Source organism: Pelomicrobium sp. (assembly GCF_036803785.1).
Lineage (GTDB): Bacteria > Pseudomonadota > Gammaproteobacteria > Burkholderiales > UBA6910 > Pelomicrobium.
The window spans coordinates 1-17355 of record NZ_DAIRTR010000062.1; the positions used below are offsets into that span (position 1 = coordinate 1).

At 65.6% G+C, this 17355-nt stretch carries 21 protein-coding genes; 14 read left to right on the forward strand and 7 right to left on the reverse strand.

What is annotated here, in order from left to right:
* The first annotated feature begins 157 nt into the window (after positions 1-157).
* From V7Q81_RS08770 to V7Q81_RS08780, 3 genes are all read left to right on the forward strand, one after another.
* Positions 158-1186 carry a TRAP transporter substrate-binding protein gene (locus V7Q81_RS08770; RefSeq protein WP_333842173.1) on the forward strand — a complete coding sequence of 343 codons (1029 nt, stop codon included), beginning with the start codon at positions 158-160 and terminating at the stop codon, positions 1184-1186.
* 181 nt (positions 1187-1367) lie between these two features.
* Positions 1368-1949, forward strand: a complete 582-nt coding sequence (locus V7Q81_RS08775; RefSeq protein WP_333842175.1) for a TRAP transporter small permease subunit — start codon at positions 1368-1370, stop codon at positions 1947-1949.
* Complete coding sequence (locus V7Q81_RS08780; RefSeq protein ID WP_333842176.1) at positions 1946-3265, forward strand: TRAP transporter large permease; 1320 nt, start codon at positions 1946-1948, stop codon at positions 3263-3265. Before V7Q81_RS08775 ends, V7Q81_RS08780 begins: the two co-directional genes overlap by 4 nt.
* A 46-nt stretch (positions 3266-3311) precedes the next feature.
* On the opposite strand, the gene V7Q81_RS08785 is transcribed toward V7Q81_RS08780, so the two are convergent.
* The 7 genes from V7Q81_RS08785 to V7Q81_RS08815 all read right to left on the reverse strand — a co-directional run bounded on the left by V7Q81_RS08785 (position 3312) and on the right by V7Q81_RS08815 (position 9160).
* On the reverse strand, positions 3312-3800 hold the full coding sequence (locus tag V7Q81_RS08785; protein WP_333842177.1) for a cupin domain-containing protein: 489 nt from the start codon (positions 3798-3800) through the stop codon (positions 3312-3314).
* Between the two features lie 205 nt (positions 3801-4005).
* Positions 4006-5199, reverse strand: coding sequence for a MerC family mercury resistance protein (locus V7Q81_RS08790; RefSeq protein WP_333842179.1), 1194 nt, complete (start codon positions 5197-5199; stop codon positions 4006-4008).
* A gap of 26 nt (positions 5200-5225) precedes the next feature.
* Positions 5226-5462, reverse strand: coding sequence for an anti-sigma factor family protein (locus tag V7Q81_RS08795; protein WP_333842181.1), 237 nt, complete (start codon positions 5460-5462; stop codon positions 5226-5228).
* A 2-nt stretch (positions 5463-5464) separates the two neighbouring features.
* A complete protein-coding gene (locus V7Q81_RS08800) occupies positions 5465-6118 on the reverse strand; it encodes a sigma-70 family RNA polymerase sigma factor (RefSeq protein WP_333842183.1) in 654 nt (217 codons plus the stop codon).
* Between the two features lie 180 nt (positions 6119-6298).
* The gene (locus V7Q81_RS08805; RefSeq protein ID WP_333842186.1) at positions 6299-6712 is read right to left on the reverse strand and encodes an HIT family protein; all 414 of its coding nucleotides are present in this window, start codon (positions 6710-6712) and stop codon (positions 6299-6301) included.
* 29 nt (positions 6713-6741) lie between these two features.
* Entirely contained in the window at positions 6742-7671 is a 930-nt protein-coding gene (locus tag V7Q81_RS08810; RefSeq protein ID WP_333842188.1) for a DMT family transporter, read from the reverse strand.
* Positions 7672-7681: 10 nt separating this feature from the next.
* On the reverse strand, positions 7682-9160 hold the full coding sequence (locus V7Q81_RS08815; protein ID WP_333842190.1) for a helicase HerA-like domain-containing protein: 1479 nt from the start codon (positions 9158-9160) through the stop codon (positions 7682-7684).
* An 87-nt stretch (positions 9161-9247) separates the two neighbouring features.
* Between V7Q81_RS08815 and V7Q81_RS08820 the strand changes: the two genes are divergently transcribed.
* The 11 genes from V7Q81_RS08820 to V7Q81_RS08870 form a co-directional block, all read left to right on the forward strand.
* Positions 9248-9973, forward strand: coding sequence for a YebC/PmpR family DNA-binding transcriptional regulator (locus tag V7Q81_RS08820; RefSeq protein WP_333842192.1), 726 nt, complete (start codon positions 9248-9250; stop codon positions 9971-9973).
* Positions 9970-10500: a crossover junction endodeoxyribonuclease RuvC gene (ruvC, locus tag V7Q81_RS08825; RefSeq protein WP_333842195.1), complete on the forward strand. Its 531-nt coding sequence runs from the start codon at positions 9970-9972 to the stop codon at positions 10498-10500. Before V7Q81_RS08820 ends, ruvC begins: the two co-directional genes overlap by 4 nt.
* Positions 10497-11075 carry a Holliday junction branch migration protein RuvA gene (ruvA, locus tag V7Q81_RS08830; RefSeq protein ID WP_333842198.1) on the forward strand — a complete coding sequence of 193 codons (579 nt, stop codon included), beginning with the start codon at positions 10497-10499 and terminating at the stop codon, positions 11073-11075. The genes ruvC and ruvA overlap by 4 nt, the downstream gene beginning before the upstream one ends.
* A 104-nt stretch (positions 11076-11179) precedes the next feature.
* Complete coding sequence (gene ruvB, locus V7Q81_RS08835) at positions 11180-12220, forward strand: Holliday junction branch migration DNA helicase RuvB (protein WP_333842200.1); 1041 nt, start codon at positions 11180-11182, stop codon at positions 12218-12220.
* A 37-nt stretch (positions 12221-12257) separates the two neighbouring features.
* The gene (ybgC, locus tag V7Q81_RS08840) at positions 12258-12686 is read left to right on the forward strand and encodes a tol-pal system-associated acyl-CoA thioesterase (protein ID WP_333842203.1); all 429 of its coding nucleotides are present in this window, start codon (positions 12258-12260) and stop codon (positions 12684-12686) included.
* A gap of 12 nt (positions 12687-12698) precedes the next feature.
* The gene (gene tolQ, locus V7Q81_RS08845; protein ID WP_333842205.1) at positions 12699-13379 is read left to right on the forward strand and encodes a protein TolQ; all 681 of its coding nucleotides are present in this window, start codon (positions 12699-12701) and stop codon (positions 13377-13379) included.
* A 50-nt stretch (positions 13380-13429) separates the two neighbouring features.
* Positions 13430-13855, forward strand: a complete 426-nt coding sequence (tolR, locus tag V7Q81_RS08850) for a protein TolR (protein ID WP_333842208.1) — start codon at positions 13430-13432, stop codon at positions 13853-13855.
* Positions 13856-13893: 38 nt separating this feature from the next.
* Positions 13894-14781, forward strand: coding sequence for an energy transducer TonB (locus V7Q81_RS08855; protein WP_333842211.1), 888 nt, complete (start codon positions 13894-13896; stop codon positions 14779-14781).
* Positions 14782-14814: 33 nt separating this feature from the next.
* Complete coding sequence (tolB, locus tag V7Q81_RS08860; RefSeq protein ID WP_333842212.1) at positions 14815-16107, forward strand: Tol-Pal system beta propeller repeat protein TolB; 1293 nt, start codon at positions 14815-14817, stop codon at positions 16105-16107.
* Positions 16108-16137: 30 nt separating this feature from the next.
* Complete coding sequence (gene pal, locus V7Q81_RS08865) at positions 16138-16686, forward strand: peptidoglycan-associated lipoprotein Pal (protein ID WP_333842214.1); 549 nt, start codon at positions 16138-16140, stop codon at positions 16684-16686.
* Positions 16683-17355: YbgF trimerization domain-containing protein (locus V7Q81_RS08870; protein WP_333842217.1), on the forward strand; the 673-nt coding region annotated here is incomplete at its 3' end. The genes pal and V7Q81_RS08870, both read left to right, overlap by 4 nt.

A 17355-nucleotide genomic window follows, 5' to 3' on the forward strand; every position in this document is an offset into this window, starting at 1 on the left:
CTCGATCCTGACGGACAAATGCGCTCATCGGGTCGTGTCGCAGCTACTTGTTCAGGGATTCCTTAGCTTAAGCAAAGTGACTGCGCTGGCCGTGCTGGCGGCGCTAAGCCTTTTGATGTACACGCCGTCCACGGCAGTAGCAAAGGAAACTTTCCGCATGCGCATTCAGGCAGCGGTGCCCTCCGGTGCGATGTCCTTCGAGATGCTGGAGGCGTTCGCGCGCCGGGTGGATGTCATGTCCGAGGGGCGGCTCAAGGTGCAGGTCTTCGGTGCAGGTGCGATTGTGCCCTCCCCCCAGATCCTCGATTCGGTCCACCGGGGCATCCTGGAGGCGGGATTCGCCTGGCCCCAGTACTGGAGCGGCAAGCACCCCGCCACGTCCCTCTTCAGCAACACGCCAATCTGGCCCATGGCCGGATTGGACCAGTTGACTCATTTCGCCTGGATGTACAAAGGGGGCGGGCTGGAGCTCTACCACGAGCTGCTGCAGAATGTCATGGGCGTGAACGTGGTCTCCGTGTTCGTGACCCCCTCGGGCTGGCAACCCCTCGGCTGGTTCAAGGTCCCGGTGGAGAACATGAAGCAGTTCCAGCGGATCAAATACCGCTCGCCCCCGGGTCTCGCCGGGGAGATCTTCAAAGAGGCAGGAGTTTCCGCCGTGTTTCTTCCGGGCGAGGAGATCATCCCGGCCGCGGATCGGGGAGTGATCGATGGCGCAGAATGGATCAATCCCGTCGAGGACATTGCCTTCGGCTTCCACCAGACCTTCAAGCGCTACTACCTTGCCAGCATCCACCAATTCATCGACGTGGGTGAGATCGTGATCAACAGGGGTTTCTGGAACAAGCTGCCGAAGGATCTCCAGGAGATCGTGCGCACGGCTGCCATGGCGACCATCGTGGACACCTTCGCCAACGACATCGTGCGTAACGCCGAGACGATCAAAACGCTGCGGGAGAAGCACGGCATCACCGTATCGCCGACGCCTTCAGACGTGCACGCCGGCCTGATGCAGGCCGCGGGCCGGGTTCTAGAAAGGCGCTCCCGGGAAGATGCTTTCTTCAAGAAGGTCGTGGATTCCCAACGCAACTTCGCCCTCACCGTCGCGCCGTGGTGGGGCGAGGTGCTGCGTATCTACTTCAGTCTGTCGGAGAACGCAGTCATCCGGCCGCAGGCGTCGAAGTAAGGGAATCGCGGCAGGCGGACATCGGTCGAGCAGGAGACGCGGCACGCTCCCCCCAGGAGGGTTACCACCCTTGTACGGCACGGATGACTCGTTCCGCCGGGAGCGGGGAGCCTAGGACCGGAGCGCTTCCCGTTCCCGGGGCGGGAGGCCTTCCTGCCCCTGTCCCCGTCGGACCCGCGCTATGGAGCATGCCCTGAACCAAAGAGTCCCCAAAGGCGGCGGCCAGCCTACGCTTCAGGCGCAGCCGCCGCGGGCACTACTGCGGGTCATTCACACTCTGGACACCTTCGCCGAGCAGACGGGGTGGGTCGTTTCCTGGCTGATCGTACCCATGGTCATAGCGATGGTGTACGAGGTGGTGGCCAGGTATTTTTTCAGTGCGCCGACCATCTGGGCCCACGACGTCAGCTTGATGCTCTATGGGACCTTCTTCATGCTGGGGGCCGCGTATGCACTCAAGCAAAGAGCCCACATTCGCACAGACTTCCTCTACAACGGTTTTTCGGTTCGCTGGCAGGCCTTCGTGGACACGGTCGCATACCTGTTCTTCTTCTTTCCTGGGCTTGTCATCTTTCTGTGGTACGGGTGGGACTTCTTCTATGACTCGTGGCGCCTGAAGGAGCACGCCATCACCAGTCCTTGGATGCCACCGCTCTATCCCTTCAAAGCGGTCATTCCGGTGACCGGGGCGCTGCTTTTGATCCAGGGCGTCTCGGAGACCCTCAAGAGCGTCTACGCGCTCGTCAAGGGGAGGTGGCCGTGAGCCCGGAGGTGCTGGGTCTGTGGCTGCTCGTCGCCCTGTTCGTGCTGCTTTTGGCCGGCTTCCCCATCGCTTTCACCCTTCTCTTCGTCGCCCTCGTGGCCGGCTACCTGGGAGTGGGTGCTGACGCCTTCGGGCTCATGATCGTGCAATTCCAGAGCACCATGGAGGCATCGACCCTCGCCGCGGTGCCGCTGTTCGTCTTCATGGGGCTCATTCTCGAGCGCGCGGGGCTCATGGAGCGGCTGTTCGGGGCGTTCCGGCTCATGTTTGCCCCCTTGCGGGGCTCCCTCTACCTGGCGGTGCTGGCCACGGCCACAATTTTCGCCATGGCGACCGGCATCGTCGGAGCGTCGGTGACCGTCATCGGGCTGATGGCAGGCCGGGTCATGCAAAAGAGTGGGTACGATCCCCGGCTCTCCGCCGGCGCCATTGCGGCTGGGGGCACCCTGGGCATTCTCATCCCTCCGAGCGTCATGCTTATCGTGATGGGTCCGATCCTGCGGGTGTCCATCCTGGAGCTATTCGCTGCCGCCGTGGTACCCGGGTATCTCCTGGCGGGGCTGTTCCTGATCTATTGCCTGGTGCGCTGCCATTTCCAACCCCACCTGGGACCGCCACTGCCCCAGGCCGAGCGGGCGCCGTCGGTCGGTTACATTCTCAAAGAGTTCGCGCAGGGCGTGCTTCCCCTAGCCGTGATCATCGCCGCCACGCTCGGCAACATCCTCGCTGGGCTTGCCACGCCGACGGAAGCGGCCGGCGTAGGCGCCTTCGCTTCCTTCTGCCTGACGCTTGCCTACCGGCGCATGGACTGGGGAAAGCTCAAGGCCGCTATGCTGCAGACGCTGGAGACTTCGAGCGTGGTGCTGTTTCTGATCGCCGCGTCGAATTACTTTGGCGCGGTGTTCTCCATTCTCCAGACCCCCTTCATGATCACGGGCGCGTTGCTCGGGTTCGGGGTGTCTCCTACGGTACTGCTGCTTCTGCTGCTTGCGCTCATTTTTTTCCTGGGATGGCCCCTGGACTGGGCGCCGATTGTCCTCATCTTTCTTCCAGTGATGCTGCCAGCGGTCGCCCAGCTGGACGTCAACATGGTGTGGTTCGGCGCCCTGGTGGCCGTTTGTCTCCAGACCGCGTGGCTTTCGCCGCCTGTTGCGCTGGCCGCGTACTTCCTCAAAGGTGTCATGCCTGACTGGGAGCTCAAGGATATCTATTTGGGCATGCTCCAGTTCCTGGGCCTGCAGCTCGTGGGGCTCATGCTAGTGTTCTTTTTCCCGCAAATCGCCCTCTGGCTTCCGAACGTTCTTCTGGGCCGATAAAAAAACGGCCCGATGGGGGCCGTCTTGAGGGGCCATTGCCAGGAAGCTATTTCTTCCTCGGGTCATCCGCAGGGTTCACGTACTCGATGCCCCACGGGCCGATCCCATGGACCTGGATGACGGTCTCTTCCCTAGTGAAGCCGTACATGGGCATCTTAGGGGGCATGATGGCAACGGCCCCGACGGGCAACGCCGTGGCTTTTTCCGGTGCAAACCGGTCGCCTGCGGCGAAGTACAGCGTTCCAGAAATCACCGTAACCCGCTCATACGCCGGATGCCAATGAGGCGCGATCTTGTAGTTGGCGGGCAGCTTGAGCCGGAAAATGAACGGCACCGCCTCGTTCAGGGGGCCCTCGATGACTGCGATCTTGGCGCCGGGGGCCATCGAGGCCACATCCGACCAGCTGAACGCCTCGCCCGTCGTGATAAGGTGTCCCTCTCCCCGGTATGGACCTGCTGCCCACGCCTGGGGCACGCCGACCGAACCCAGCGCGAGCGCGATTATCGACAGCTTCATCATCTTAAAGCCTTTCATGGCGTCCTCCTTTGTGGCGAAACCCACCGATCAACCGTTCGGAGGCTGTTTCCCGGCCCTCCGGCGGGCTGCCGGAGGGTGGCTGGTCGCCTCCATCACCAGGATTGAATCCGCCGCCTTCCAGAGGAGCGATCCGACTCCGCCTGCAGCCGGGTGGCCGGGCTGGGGAATTGCGCTCTTCCATCACCCTCTCCTGGTGGGCGGACTACACCTCGCCCCGCCGCAGGCGCAAATCCATCCAGACCGCCGCGGCGAGCAGGGCGAATCCTGCGAGCTCGAGGGCTGGGCTGTAGGAGCCGACCAAGGCGTAGCCGACCAGCGCAACGCCCCCGAGGGCCAAGGCCGACGGGGGCGCGGAACGATGGCGTCGGTAGCCGCCGGCCACCGCCACCGCCGCGAGTACGGCAAACAGCAGGATCGTCCCGGCCCACGTCACCGGGTCGAGTGCCAGCGTGACGCCGAACAGAGACAACATTGCCAGGGCCGCCAGTGTGCCGTAGCACGCGGTGAGGGCCAGGGCCAGGGCAATGACGCCGGCAACTCCACGGCGTTCGAGGGGGCGCAGGAGCCGCCGCGGATCCAGGCGCCGGGCGAGCAGGGCGGTCCTGGACGGACGGCGGCCGCGCTCCATGGCGATCTCGATCGCGCGGGCGCCGAAGCGACGCGCGACGTGGCGGGTCTCCGCACTGCGGCTGTGGGCGAAATAGTCGTGCTCGCCCAGGACCCGGACATCAGCGAAGCCGGCGTCGCGGAACAGATCGAGGTAGTCCTCGTCCATGGTCGCGCCGACGACGCATTCCGCCCAGAGCTTGGGGTCGTCATGGCATTCGGCGTCCACCGGGCGGCCGATGACAATGTCGGCGATCTGCGCTCGACCGTTCGGGCGAAGCACCCGGAAGATCTCGGCGACGGCTCGCCGCTTGTCAGGCACCAGATTAAGCACGCCGTTGCTCGTCACCACATCCACGCTGGCATCGGGCAAAGGAATGGCCTCGACCGAGGCCTCGATGACCTGGATGTTGGCCCTGCCTAGGCCCGCCGCCAGGCGGTTCAGCTTCTGCGCCATAGCGGGCGTCATGTCGAGGGCCCACACGAGGCCGCGGGGTCCGACGATGCGACTAGCGATGAAGGTGTCGGTGCCCGAGCCGCAACCGATGTCAAGCACCGTGTCGCCGGGCCGCAGGGCGTTGGCGCGGAACGGGTATCCCACTCCGGCAAAAGACTCGACCGCGGCCTCCGGGAGCGTTTCGAGAATCTCCTCCGGATAGCCCACTGCGCGGCATGCGGCACGCCCCACGGGGAAATGGAACGGGCCACGGGGCTCGGCTGCCACCGCCGTATACATCTCCTTGACGGCGGTGAGGATGGCCTGTCTGGAATAACCGAAAATGGCGACCATGGTACGCCCTCCTTGCCGGGGGTAGCCTAGAAGCTGTCGATCAGCGCCTTCAGCCGCTGGTGCAGGCGCTCGGGGGCCTCGGTCGAAGCCGTCTCCCGGGCCATGGCCTTGAGCCGGCGTTCGAACTCCACGCGGCTGAAACAACCGCGGCACAGCTCCAGGTGCCGCTCGATCTCGGCACTCGCCTCGGCGTCGAGTTCCTGGTCGATGTAGGCGAAAAGGTGTCGCAAGACCTCTTCGCAGTTCACGGTTCGCCTGGCCATGCTCATTCCTTGTGCGGTGCCGTGTGGGGCAACAGCCCGGCCTCGATGGCCTGCCTCCATAGAGTCCGTTGAAGCCGTCCCCGGGCCCGGTTCAGACGCGAGCGCACCGTGCCCACCGGCACGTGCAACAGCTCCGCGGCCTCCGCATAGGCGTACCCTTCCAGATCGATCAGCACCACCACGAGGCGGTATTCGTCGGGCAGCGAGTCGATGGCTTTCTCGAGATCTTCGCGCAGGAGCTTGTTGAGCAGCGCATGTTCGGGCGTACTCCACCAGAGGAGAAACGGCTGGTGCAGCTTCTCGAACAGAGAAAATCGGTCCTCGTCGGATTCTTCTTCGCTGCTGGCCGTTTCATTCTCCCACACCACTTCGTGCTGACACCGGCGGTGCCGCCAGGCGCTGATGAAGGTGTTGGTGAGGATGCGCATGATCCATTTGCCGAAGCCGAGCGGCTCGCGCAGCTCATCGAGGTGGGACCAGGCCTTGGCCACTGCTTCTGCGACCAGGTCTTCGGCGTCCGCCGGGTTGCGAGTGAGGCGCAGGGCGACGCCGTAGAGCCGATCCGTCAGGCGCCGTAGCTCCGCTTCGAAAAAGCGGCGGCGTTCGGTGTCCCGGGATGAGCATCCCTCCGGGGCGGCTTCGCCTGGGTGTGCCATCGCCCTCCTCCACCCAAACGGGTTGGCGTTCGTTCTGCTCCCGCTACAGCGGTGATCAGGGGGGCAGGGACGCGCGCAACGGCTAATTTTCCTTTGCGGCTTCCCGTTGCGCCCTGTAAATTTTAAAGACGCCTGAGGGCCGGAATCGGTTCCCGCGCAGTTCGGGTGAGAGCCGCCTGGTTAGGCCAGCGCGGCGCGGATCTCGCTCGCCATCCGGTCCAGCGCCTCCCGGGGCGGATTCTGGGTGGGCCAGACAAGTTTCAGCCCGTCATGGGCATGGCGCGGCAGCACGTGCAGGTGGAAGTGATAGACCGTCTGGAACCCAGCCGCCTCGTTGGCCTGAAACAGGTTGAGCCCTGCACAACCGGTCGCCTTCCGCACCGCCTTGGCGATACGGGCGGCGACGCGGAAGCACTCGCCTGCGAGCGCTTCGTCCATGTCCAGCAGATTGCGATAGTGGGCGCGGCTTGCCACGATCACGTGACCCGGGTTCACCTGCCCAATGTCCATGAAAGCGATCACCGCGTCGTCCTCGTACACGATACTGGCCGGGATTTCCCGGCGCACCAGCCGGCAGAAGATGCAGTCCTGCATGGGGTCTCCTCCTTTTTCGTGGTCGTGGGCTAAGAGCGGGCGGGCGGCGTGCCCGCCTTGAGGCTCAACAGCAGCACACCCACCAGGACCAGTCCCGCGCCTGCGAGCTGAGGCGCGGTGATGGGCTCGTCAAGAAACAGGTTAGCAAGAAAGAGGGTGGAAACCGGCCCGATCGCCCCCACCAGGGCGGCGCGGCTTGCGCCGATGCGGCGTATGCCTTCGCTCGTGGCCCATACCGGCAGCACCGTAGAGAGCACCGCCATTAAGAAGCCATAGCCGTAGACCGGGGCTGGCAGGACCAGGGCAGACCAGGGGTGGGTGAAGGCAAACTGAATGATGCACAGCACGCTCGCTACCGTCATGGCGTAGGCGGTGAAGCGGACGCTTCCCAGCCGGGTGATGACCTGGCCGCCCCATACTAGGTAGACGGCGTAAGAAAGCGCGCTGCCAAACACCAGCAGACTGCCGAGAGCCGTTCCGGCCACATCGCCGGCGAGCCGCACGTTGTCGGCGAAAACCAGCATAATGCCCCCGTAGGAGAGCCCCAAGGCCGCCACGTGTCTGCGGGTGACCGGAAGCTTCAGGACCAGGGCGGAGATGGCGAGCACCATCGTCGGATAAAGGAACAGAATCAACCGTTCAAGCCCCGCGGAGATGTACTGCAGCCCCAGAAAATCCAGGTAGCTGGCGAGATAATAGCCGAGAAACCCGAGGCCCAGGATCGCTCCCCAGTCGCCGCGCTCCAGGGAATAGCCCGGATTGCGCCCGGACAGAAGTGCCATGAACAGGAAAAAAGGCAGCGACATGAGCATCCGCAGGGCGAGCAGGGTCACCGCATCCACTGGGTAGAAGTAGGCGAGCTTGATCAGGATCGCCTTGCCCGAAAAGCCCACCGCGCCAATCGCTGCCAGCAGGGCTCCGGCGGCGCCTGGGCTCTCGCCCCGGGATGCTGCGGCCACGCGACGCCTCTCAGCGGCGCCGGGTGCCGCCGAGTAGCCCGCCCAGCACGCCCCGCAGCAGTTGCCGGCCCAGCTCCGCCCCGATGGTGCGGGCAGCGCTTTTGATCATGGCTTCGGGCACCGACTGACGCCGCTTGCCTCCGCTGCCAAGCACTCGGTCCAGCAGCCCCCCCGAGCGCTCGCCTTCCCTTTGCTGTGCCGCGCCCGCCGCCTGCCCGGCGCGGGCCTTGAGCACCTCGAAGGCCGACTCCCGGTCGATCGTCTGTTCGTAGCGCCCGTAGAGCGGGGAGGTGCGGACCAAGCGCGCCCGCGCCTCGGCTGCAATCGGACCGATGCGGCTCGCGGGGGGCACGATGAAGGCCCGTTGAGTCACGCCCGGCCGGCCCTTATCGTCCAGCAGCGACACCAACGCCTCGCCGACGCCAAGCTCAGTAATGGCCCGCTCCAGGTCGAGCGCGGGATTGGCACGCATAGTGGTGGCGGCGGCCCTGACCGCTTTCTGGTCTCGGGGGGTGAAAGCGCGCAAGGCGTGCTGGATCCGGTTGCCGAGCTGGCCCAGCACTCGGTCGGGGACGTCCAGAGGATTCTGGGTGACGAAGTAGACACCGACGCCCTTGGAACGGATGAGGCGCACCACCTGCTCGATCTTGTCCAGCAGGGCCTCGGGAGCCTCGTCGAAGAGCAGATGAGCCTCGTCGAAGAAGAAGACCAGCCTGGGCTTTTCCACATCGCCCACCTCGGGCAGGTTCTCGAACAACTCCGAGAGCAACCACAGCAGGAAGGCTCCATAGGTTCGGGGCTGGTTCATGAGCTGCTCGGCGTTCAGGATGTTGACCACCCCCTCGCCACCCTCGAGGCGCATCAGGTCCTGGATGTCCAGGGCTGGCTCGCCGAAGAGGGCTTCGGCCCCCTCCTGTTCCAGGGCGAGCAGAGCGCGCTGAATCGCTCCGATGCTCGCGCCCGAGACGTGACCGTACTCGGTGGTGAAGCGTCGGGCGTTCTCGCCCAGGTGATTGAGCAGGGCCCGCAGGTCCTTCAAGTCGAGGAGCAGCAGCCCCGCGTCGTCGGCGATCTTGAAGGCCAGGGCGAGGACGCCCTGCTGGGTGTCGTTGAGCCCCAGCATGCGTCCGAGCAGCAGGGGGCCCATCTCGGAGACGGTGGTACGCACCGGGTGGCCTTGGCGGCCGAAAACGTCCCAGAAGGCCACCGGGCAGCCGCGGTACCGGAAACCCTCGAGCGCCAGGACGGCGAGGCGCTCCTCCACCTTCTTGTTGCCGCCACCGGGCTCGCTTAAGCCGGACAGGTCCCCCTTCGCGTCGGACAGGAACACGGGTACCCCAATGCGGCTGAAACCTTCCGCCAGCCGTTGCAGGGTTACCGTCTTGCCGGTACCCGTGGCCCCGGTGATGAGGCCGTGGCGGTTGGCCATCCTGGGCAGAAGAGAGAGCGCTTGGTGCTCGCTCTTGGCGACGAGGATGGGATCGGCCATGACAGAGCTTTCCAGCTTTCGGGTCGAGTGTCGGCAATGGTACCATTAGCCGATTGAAAACAGTGAATTGCGCAAGCCACGCAGGTCATGGCAGGTCACAGCAAATGGGCGAACATTCGCTTCCGCAAGGAGCGGGCTGACGCGAAGAAGGGCAAGGTCTTTACTCGTCTGATCCGGGAGATCACGGTAGCGGCTCGGGAGGGCGGGGGCGACCCGGCCGCCAATCCCCGCCTGCGGCTCGCCATCGACAAGGCCTTCGAGCACAACATGCCCAAGGAGAACGTCGAGCGGGCCATCAAGCGCGGCACCGGCCAGCTCGAGGGGGCGGAATACGAGGAAGTGCGCTACGAAGGCTACGGGATCGGCGGCGCAGCGGTCATGGTGGATTGCCTCACCGACAACCGCACGCGCACCGTGGCCGACGTGCGCCACACCTTCACCAAGTACGGCGGCAATCTGGGCACCGACGGCTGCGTTGCCTATCTCTTCAAGCACTGCGGCCAGCTCGTCTTCGCTCCCGGCACCGACGAAAACCGGCTTATGGAGGCGGCCCTGGAAGCGGGTGCCGAGGACGTGATCGCCAACGACGACGGGAGCCTGGAAGTGATCACCGCAGTGAGCGATTTCGACGCGGTCCGGAAAAAAATCGAAGCGGCCGGTCTCAAGCCGGCAGTGGCGGAAGTGACCATGCGCCCCGTTACCGAAGTGGAGCTCAGGGGAGAGGAGGCTGCCCGCATGCGCAAGCTGCTGGAGGCGCTGGAAGCCCTGGACGACGTCCAGGAGGTGTATACCACCGCGGTGCTCACCGAGTGAAGGGTGGCACCCGCATCCTGGGCATCGACCCCGGGCTCCAGGTCACCGGATTCGGCATTCTCGACAAAATGGGACAGAGGCTCGACTACGTGACGAGCGGCTGCATCCGCACGCCACACGTGGCGCTGCCCGGGCGGCTCAAAGCCATTCTCGAAAGCTTGAGCCAAGTCATCGGCGAATATCAGCCCCAGCAGGTGGCGGTGGAAGAGGTGTTCGTCAACGCCAATCCCCGATCCACCCTGCTCCTCGGCCAGGCCCGGGGCGCGGCCATTTGCGCCTGCGTCACCCACGGGCTGCCGGTGGCTGAGTATACGGCGCTACAGGTCAAGCAGGCGGTGGTGGGCAACGGCCACGCGCGCAAGGAACAGGTGCAGGAGATGGTGAAGCGCCTGCTGTGCCTTCCGAGCCTGCCCAGCGCGGACGCGGCCGATGCCCTGGCCTGCGCCATCTGCCACGCCCACGGCGGCATGGGGCTTGGGAGGCTTGCCACCGCCGGCTACCGGGTGAGGCGGGGGAGGCTCACGTGATCGGCCGCATTCGCGGCACCCTGGTGGAGAAGCATCCGCCCATGGTGCTGGTGGACGCCCACGGCGTGGGCTACGAGATCGATGTGCCCATGAGCACGTTCTATCAGCTGCCCGCCACCGGCGCCCAGGTCACCTTGTTCACCCATCTGGTGGTGCGGGAGGACGCCCATCAGCTCTTCGGCTTCTGGACCGTTCAGGAGCGCCGCACCTTCCGGCAGCTGCTCAAGATCGCCGGCGTGGGGGCGCGCACGGCGCTGGCGGTCCTGTCCGGCCTCTCGGTGCAGGAGTTGAGCCAGGCGGTGGCGAGCCAGGATGCCGCACGCCTGACCCGGATTCCCGGCATTGGCAAGAAGACCGCGGAGCGGCTGCTGCTGGAACTCAAGGATCGGCTCAAGGAGGAGGCGGGCGCTGCCGGCGAGGCGCCGGGCTTGTCGCCGCACGGCGACATCCTCAATGCGCTCCTGGCCCTGGGCTATAATGACCGCGAAGCTCAATGGGCCGTGGGCCAGCTCGACGCCGCCCTCTCCGTGGCCGACGGCATCCGGCAGGCGCTCAAGCTGCTTTCCAAGGCGTGAAAAGAGCAGGCAGTGATGGGTGAGGAGAAGCCATCGCGCAACCGAGGAAGGGGAGAACCGTTGTCGCTTTGCGCCCCGCACCGCTCGCTTTTACCCCCCTCTGCATGATCGAGACCGATCGCTTGATCTCCGCCGCGCCGGCTTCTGCCCAGGAAGAAGCATTCGAGCGGGCGCTGCGCCCCAAGTGGCTCCAGGAATATGTGGGGCAGGCGAAAGTGCGTGAGCAGCTCGCCATTTTCATCGAGGCTGCGCGCAGCCGCGCTGAGGCTCTGGACCACGTCCTGCTGTTCGGTCCTCCGGGGTTGGGCAAGACCACCTTGGCCCACATCATCGCCAAGGAAATGGGGGTGAACCTGCGGCACACCTCGGGGCCCGTGCTGGAGCGGCCCGGCGATCTGGCGGCACTGCTCACCAACCTGGAGCCACGGGACGTGCTTTTCATCGACGAGATCCATCGCCTCTCTCCCGTGGTAGAGGAAATCCTGTACCCGGCCCTGGAGGACTTCCAGATCGACATCATGATCGGGGAGGGGCCGGCCGCGCGCTCGGTGAAGCTGGACCTACCCCCGTTCACCCTGGTGGGGGCCACCACCCGGGCCGGGATGCTGACCAATCCGCTGCGCGACCGCTTCGGCATCGTGGCCCGGCTGGAGTTCTACACCCCCGAGGAGCTCGCGCGAATCGTGCTGCGCTCGGCGGGGCTGCTGGGGGTGGCCATCGAGCCTGACGGCGCGTTCGAGATCGCCCGCCGCTCCCGCGGCACGCCCCGGGTCGCCAACCGGCTGCTGCGCCGGGTGCGCGACTTCGCCGAGGTCAAGGCCGACGGCCGGGTCACCCGGACGGTGGCGGACGCGGCGCTCAAAATGCTGGACGTGGACCCCCTGGGACTCGACCTCATGGACCGCAAGCTGCTCCTCGCCGTCATGGAGAAGTTCAGCGGTGGCCCCGTGGGGTTGGACAATCTGGCCGCGGCCATCGGGGAGGAGCGCGACACCATCGAAGACGTGCTGGAGCCCTTCCTCATCCAGCAGGGGTACCTGAAACGTACACCCCGCGGGCGCGTGGCTACGGTGGCCGCCTATCGGCATTTCGGCCTGGGATTGCCGCGCAACGCCTTGACCGGGGATCTGTGGAACGAGTCATGATCTGCCGCGAAGGAGCGCGCGGCCCCCGGACCCGCACATGAGACCTGGGGCGGCGCTGCAGGCGCGCGAGCCGGCTTTCTCCCTCCCCTTGCGTGTGTATTACCAAGACACGGACGCGGGCGGCGTCGTCTATCACAGCCGCTACCTGGACTTTCTGGAGCGGGCTCGCTACGAGTGGCTGCGGGAAGCCGGCTTCGGGTTGCGGAAATTGGCAGAGGAGCTGAAGGTCATTTTCGTCGTGCGCTCCCTCTCCATCGAATTTCGCCGTCCGGCGCGCCTCGACGATCTGCTGCACGTGACCGTACGTCTCGACCAGGTGGGACGCAGCCGCGTGCCAGTTGCACAAGAGGTCAAGCGCGATCACGAGGTTCTCGCGCAGGCGAGGGTGGAGCTCGCCTGTGTGGATGTGCTGACCCTCAAGCCCGCGAGCCTGCCCTCCGAGCTGCGCCGGGCGATCATAGGTTGAAGGAAAAAAAGGATGCAAATGACGCCTGATCTTTCGCTGGTGGGCTTGATCGCCAACGCCAGTCTGGTGGTACAACTGGTGATGGCCCTGCTGCTGGCGGTCTCCCTCATGTCCTGGTGGTATATCTTCCGCAAGCTCTTCACTATCCGCCGGGCCCGGGAGCAGGCGGACGAGTTCGAGAAAGAGTTCTGGAGCGGGGTGGATCTCACCACCCTGTACCAGGCGGCGGTCAACGCCCGGCACTCGGGCGGAAGCCTGAATCGCATCTTCGAAGCGGGCTTCCGCGAGTTCACCAAGCACAAGTCGCGTCCGGGCATGAACGTGGAGGCGGCCATGGAGGGCACGCGCCGGGCCATGCGCGCCACCTATCAGCGGGAAATGGATCGGCTGGAAGCCCACATGGCCTTTCTCGCCACCGTGGGCTCGGTGAGCCCGTACGTGGGTTTGTTCGGCACCGTGTGGGGCATCATGAACGCCTTTCGCGGCCTGGCCAATGTGGTTTCGGCCACCCTGGCCCACGTGGCCCCCGGCATTGCCGAAGCGCTGATTGCCACGGCCATGGGTCTGTTCGCCGCCATCCCCGCGGTGGTGGCCTACAACCGCTACGCCCGGGATATCGACAGGCTGGCCACTCGTTACGAGAGCTTCATGGAAGAGTTTTCCAACATCCTCCAGCGCCAGGCCCATGCTTGACTGGCCCTTCGATCCCTCACTGGCTTGCGGCCCGATAGGAGGCGCGCTCCATGGCTTTTGAACGCCGCTCTTCCCGGCGCTTGATGAACCAGATCAACGTGGTGCCCTATATCGATGTCATGCTGGTGCTCCTGGTGATCTTCATGGTTACGGCGCCGCTCATCAACCCCGGCCAGATTGAGCTCCCCCAGGTGGGTCAGGCGCTCGCTCCCGCCACTGCCCCGGTGGAGGTGATCGTGCGCAAGAACGGGGCGCTGGCGGTGCGCGACCGCAACGAGCCGGGAGCGCCCCGGGACATCACCCGGGGCGAGCTGGTGGAATGGCTTCGTCAGAAGCAGGCGCACAACCCGGAGCAGGCGGTGGTCATCGCCGCGGACAAGGACGCCCGCTACGAGGAAGTGGTCAAGGTCCTAGACCTGCTCCAATCTCAGCACGTGAAACGGGTGGGACTGCTCGCCAAGCCCGCGAGCCTTTGAGCGGAGCGCGATCCGGGGGAGCGCGGGGGAACCGATCCATGGCGGAGGTGGTCGCAAGCCCTGAACCTGCCATGTCTTCCAGGACCGATCCCGAAGCCTTCGACCGGGAACCGGGGAAGGTGCGCGCCGCGCTGCTCGCTTTCGGCGTGCACCTCCTGTTCCTGGTGTTCCTCATGGCCGGCGTGAGCTGGCGGGCGGAGCCGCCTGCCCCGGTCCAGGCGGAGCTGTGGGGGAGCCTGCCGCCCCAGCCGGCGCCCAGGGTAGAAAACAAGCCGGAGCCGCCTCCTGCGCCCAAGCCGGCGCCGAAGCCCGAGCCCAAGCCCGCGCCGAAGCCCGAGCCGGCCAAAGCGCCTGAGAAGCCAGAGATCGCCCTCAAGGAGAAGCAGGAACAGGAGCGCCGGAAGAAGGAAGAGGAGCGCCGGCGGTTGGAGGAGGAAAAGCGCAAGCAGGCGGAGGCCGAGCGCCGACGCGAGGAGGAATTGGAGCGGCAGCGACGGGAAGAGGCCGAGCGCCGGCGCCGGGAAGAGGAGCGGCAAAGAGCCCTGGAAGAGCAGGTGAAGCGGGAGATGGCCGCCCTGGAGGCCCAGCGGGCTCAGCAGGAGGCGGCTGCCCGGGCGGAGGCCCAGCGGCTGGCGGCTATCGCCAGCCTGCGGGATGAGTACATCCACCGGATCCGGGAGAAGGTCAAATACAATATCGTGATGCCTCCGGCGGTGCCCCACGACGCGGAGGCCGTGTTCGAGGTGGTGCTCCTGCCGAGCGGGGAAGTCTTGAGCGCGCGGCTTGTGAAACCGAGCGGGGTGAGCGCCTACGACTCGGCGGTGGAGCGGGCGATCAAAAAGTCCCAGCCCCTGCCTCTGCCGCCGGACCCGGCCCTGTTCTCCCAGTTTCGAACCCTCACCCTGAAGTTCCGCCCGGCGGAATAGGTTATCGAACTGTCTGATACAATTCGCAGTTACATGAAGCCAGCCGTTCGTTCGTTCCCTTTGTTGGGACGGCTCGCGCTCCTCGCCTGGCTGGCCGTGGCCAGTTCCGTGGCGCGGGCGAACCTCACCATCGAGATCATCGGCGGTGGGGCGACCCAGATCCCCATCGCCGTGGTGCCCTTCGCCCGGGAGCCGATCCTGCCCCACTCCATCACCGAGGTGGTAGGCGCCGACCTCATGCGCAGCGGCCTGTTCCGCCTGGTGCCGCCCGGTAACCAGCGGCCCTCGGAGCCGGGCGAGGTGGTTTATCCGGAGTGGCAGTCCCGGGGAGCGGAGGCCCTGGTGATCGGCTCGGTCGCGCCGCTCCAGGATGGCCGTTTCGAGATCCGCTTCCGACTCCTGGACGTGCTCAAGCAACAGCAGCTCGCCGGATACACCTATACCGTAAGTTCGGCCCAGCTGCGCCTTACCGCCCACCGCATTGCCGACGAGATTTACGAGCGGCTGACCGGCGACAAGGGCGTGTTTTCCACCCGCGTCGCCTACGTGGTGCGCCAGGGCACGCGCTACGAGCTGCAAGTGGCGGACGCGGATGGTTTCAATCCCCAGACGGTGGCGGCTTCCAACGAGCCCATCATCTCTCCGGCGTGGTCTCCGGACGGCACCCGTCTCGCGTACGTGTCCTTCGAGAACCGCAAGCCCATCGTCTACATCCAGAACCTGCTCACTGGGCAGCGGCGCGTGCTGGCCAACTACCCCGGTTCCAACAGTGCTCCGGCCTGGTCTCCGGACGGCAAGCGCCTGGCGGTGGTGTTGACCAAGGATGGGATCTCCCAGATCTATCTCATCAATCCTGATGGCACGGGGCTCAAGCGGCTTACCCATTCAGGGGCGATCGACACCGAGCCCAGCTTCTCGCCCGATGGGGAGTGGATCCTGTTCACCTCGGACCGGGGCGGCAGCCCTCAGATCTACCGCATCGCGGTGAACGGTGGCTCCACGGTGCGCTTCACTTTCGAGGGCGACTACAACGTGTCGCCCCACTACAGCCCCAACGGCAAGAGCTTTGTTTTCATCACCCGGCGCCAAGGCCGCTTCAACGTGGCGGTCCAGGACATGGTGACCGGCCAGGTGCAGGTACTTACCGATTCGCGCCTGGATGAGTCTCCCACCTTCGCCCCCAACGGCCGGATGATTCTCTATGCCACCGAGGTGGGGGGGCGCGGGGTGCTCGCCGCGGTATCGAGCGACGGGCGTGTGCGGCAAAGGCTTACGGTTCCCGCAGGCGACGTGCGGGAGCCGGCGTGGGGTCCTTTCGTTCAATGATTCGAACTCGATTGGAAAAGGAGAGACGCGATGATGAAGAAGACCGCTTTTACCCTTGTACTCGCTGGACTATTGGCTGGTTGCGCCAGTACGCCCCTCGAGGAGCAAAAGCCCGCGGCGGTGGAGGAGCGGGCGCCGGGCGCCCCGGCTCCCGGCGCCACGGCCCAGCCTGGCACCACCGATACGCGGCCCTTGGGCGGCGCTGCGGTGGCGGCAGACCCGCTCAAGGATCCCAGCAACATCCTATCCAAGCGCAGCATCTATTACGACTTCGACAGCTTTTTGGTGAAAGATGAGTACAAACCCATTGTCCAGGCCCACGCCAACTACTTGCGGCAGAACGGGGATCGCCAGGTGATCCTCCAGGGCAACGCCGACGAGCGTGGCAGCCGGGAGTACAATCTGGCCCTCGGCCAGAAGCGTGCTGAGAGCGTGAAGAAGATGATGGAGCTGTTGGGCGTCAGTGGCTCGCGCATCGAAACGGTGAGCTTCGGCGAAGAAAAGCCCCGCTGCACCGAGCAGACCGAGGCCTGCTGGGCCCAGAACCGCCGTACCGATATCGTCTATCGAGGTGAATGAGCGTGATACCGATGGGCCGTGACGCGCGTGTCGCCCGCCGCTGCCGGGCGAGGTGGACGGCCGTCGCGCTGGCCCTGTGGGCCACCAGCGTCGGCGCCGGGTTGTTCGAGGACACCGATGCGCGCAAAAAGATCCTGGAGCAGCAACAGGAAATCCGGGAGCTTCAGGCGCGCAACGGGGCGCTGGTGGAGCGCATCCAGAAGCTGGAAGAACAAGTGCAACAGAAGCCCCAGGCGCTCCTCGATCTCTACGCCCAGCTTGAGCGGCTCAACGCAGAGCTCGCCAAGCTCAGGGGCCGTATCGAAGAGGTGGCCTACGCCGTGGACCAGAACGCCAAGCGCCAGCGGGACTTCTACGTCGACCTGGACAACCGGCTGCGGCGGCTGGAGCAGCCCACGCCCGTCGGGGCGCTTGCCCCGACACCCGGTGCCGTGGCGCCCCCGGCAGAGCCGCCTGCAGCGGCGGGGGCCGGGACGGGCGCCGGCGTCCCGGGACTGCCGCCCGTGGCGACGGCGCCAGGGACGGCGGCCGCTTCCCCTGCGCCGGGGGATGCGGCGGCAGAGCAACGGGCCTACGAGGCCGCGTTCAATCTCTTTCGCCAAGCCAACTACCCGGCCGCTATCGCGGCCTTTAACAATTTCGCCAAAACCTACCCCCAAAGCCCCTTGG

Bases quoted from the DNA above. Each gene is read 5' to 3' on its own strand.
- V7Q81_RS08805 (WP_333842186.1), bottom strand. From the start codon at position 6,712: ATGCAGGACTGCATCTTCTGCCGGCTGGTGCGCCGGGAAATCCCGGCC.
- ruvB (WP_333842200.1), top strand. From the start codon at position 11,180: ATGATCGAGACCGATCGCTTGATCTCCGCCGCGCCGGCTTCTGCCCAG.
- tolB (WP_333842212.1), top strand. From the start codon at position 14,815: ATGAAGCCAGCCGTTCGTTCGTTCCCTTTGTTGGGACGGCTCGCGCTC.
- V7Q81_RS08820 (WP_333842192.1), top strand. From the start codon at position 9,248: ATGGCAGGTCACAGCAAATGGGCGAACATTCGCTTCCGCAAGGAGCGG.
- V7Q81_RS08795 (WP_333842181.1), bottom strand. From the start codon at position 5,462: ATGGCCAGGCGAACCGTGAACTGCGAAGAGGTCTTGCGACACCTTTTC.
- tolQ (WP_333842205.1), top strand. From the start codon at position 12,699: ATGCAAATGACGCCTGATCTTTCGCTGGTGGGCTTGATCGCCAACGCC.
- V7Q81_RS08815 (WP_333842190.1), bottom strand. From the start codon at position 9,160: ATGGCCGATCCCATCCTCGTCGCCAAGAGCGAGCACCAAGCGCTCTCT.
- tolR (WP_333842208.1), top strand. From the start codon at position 13,430: ATGGCTTTTGAACGCCGCTCTTCCCGGCGCTTGATGAACCAGATCAAC.
- V7Q81_RS08785 (WP_333842177.1), bottom strand. From the start codon at position 3,800: ATGAAAGGCTTTAAGATGATGAAGCTGTCGATAATCGCGCTCGCGCTG.
- V7Q81_RS08790 (WP_333842179.1), bottom strand. From the start codon at position 5,199: ATGGTCGCCATTTTCGGTTATTCCAGACAGGCCATCCTCACCGCCGTC.
- V7Q81_RS08855 (WP_333842211.1), top strand. From the start codon at position 13,894: ATGGCGGAGGTGGTCGCAAGCCCTGAACCTGCCATGTCTTCCAGGACC.
- V7Q81_RS08800 (WP_333842183.1), bottom strand. From the start codon at position 6,118: ATGGCACACCCAGGCGAAGCCGCCCCGGAGGGATGCTCATCCCGGGAC.
- V7Q81_RS08775 (WP_333842175.1), top strand. From the start codon at position 1,368: ATGGAGCATGCCCTGAACCAAAGAGTCCCCAAAGGCGGCGGCCAGCCT.
- pal (WP_333842214.1), top strand. From the start codon at position 16,138: ATGATGAAGAAGACCGCTTTTACCCTTGTACTCGCTGGACTATTGGCT.
- ybgC (WP_333842203.1), top strand. From the start codon at position 12,258: ATGAGACCTGGGGCGGCGCTGCAGGCGCGCGAGCCGGCTTTCTCCCTC.
- V7Q81_RS08770 (WP_333842173.1), top strand. From the start codon at position 158: ATGCGCATTCAGGCAGCGGTGCCCTCCGGTGCGATGTCCTTCGAGATG.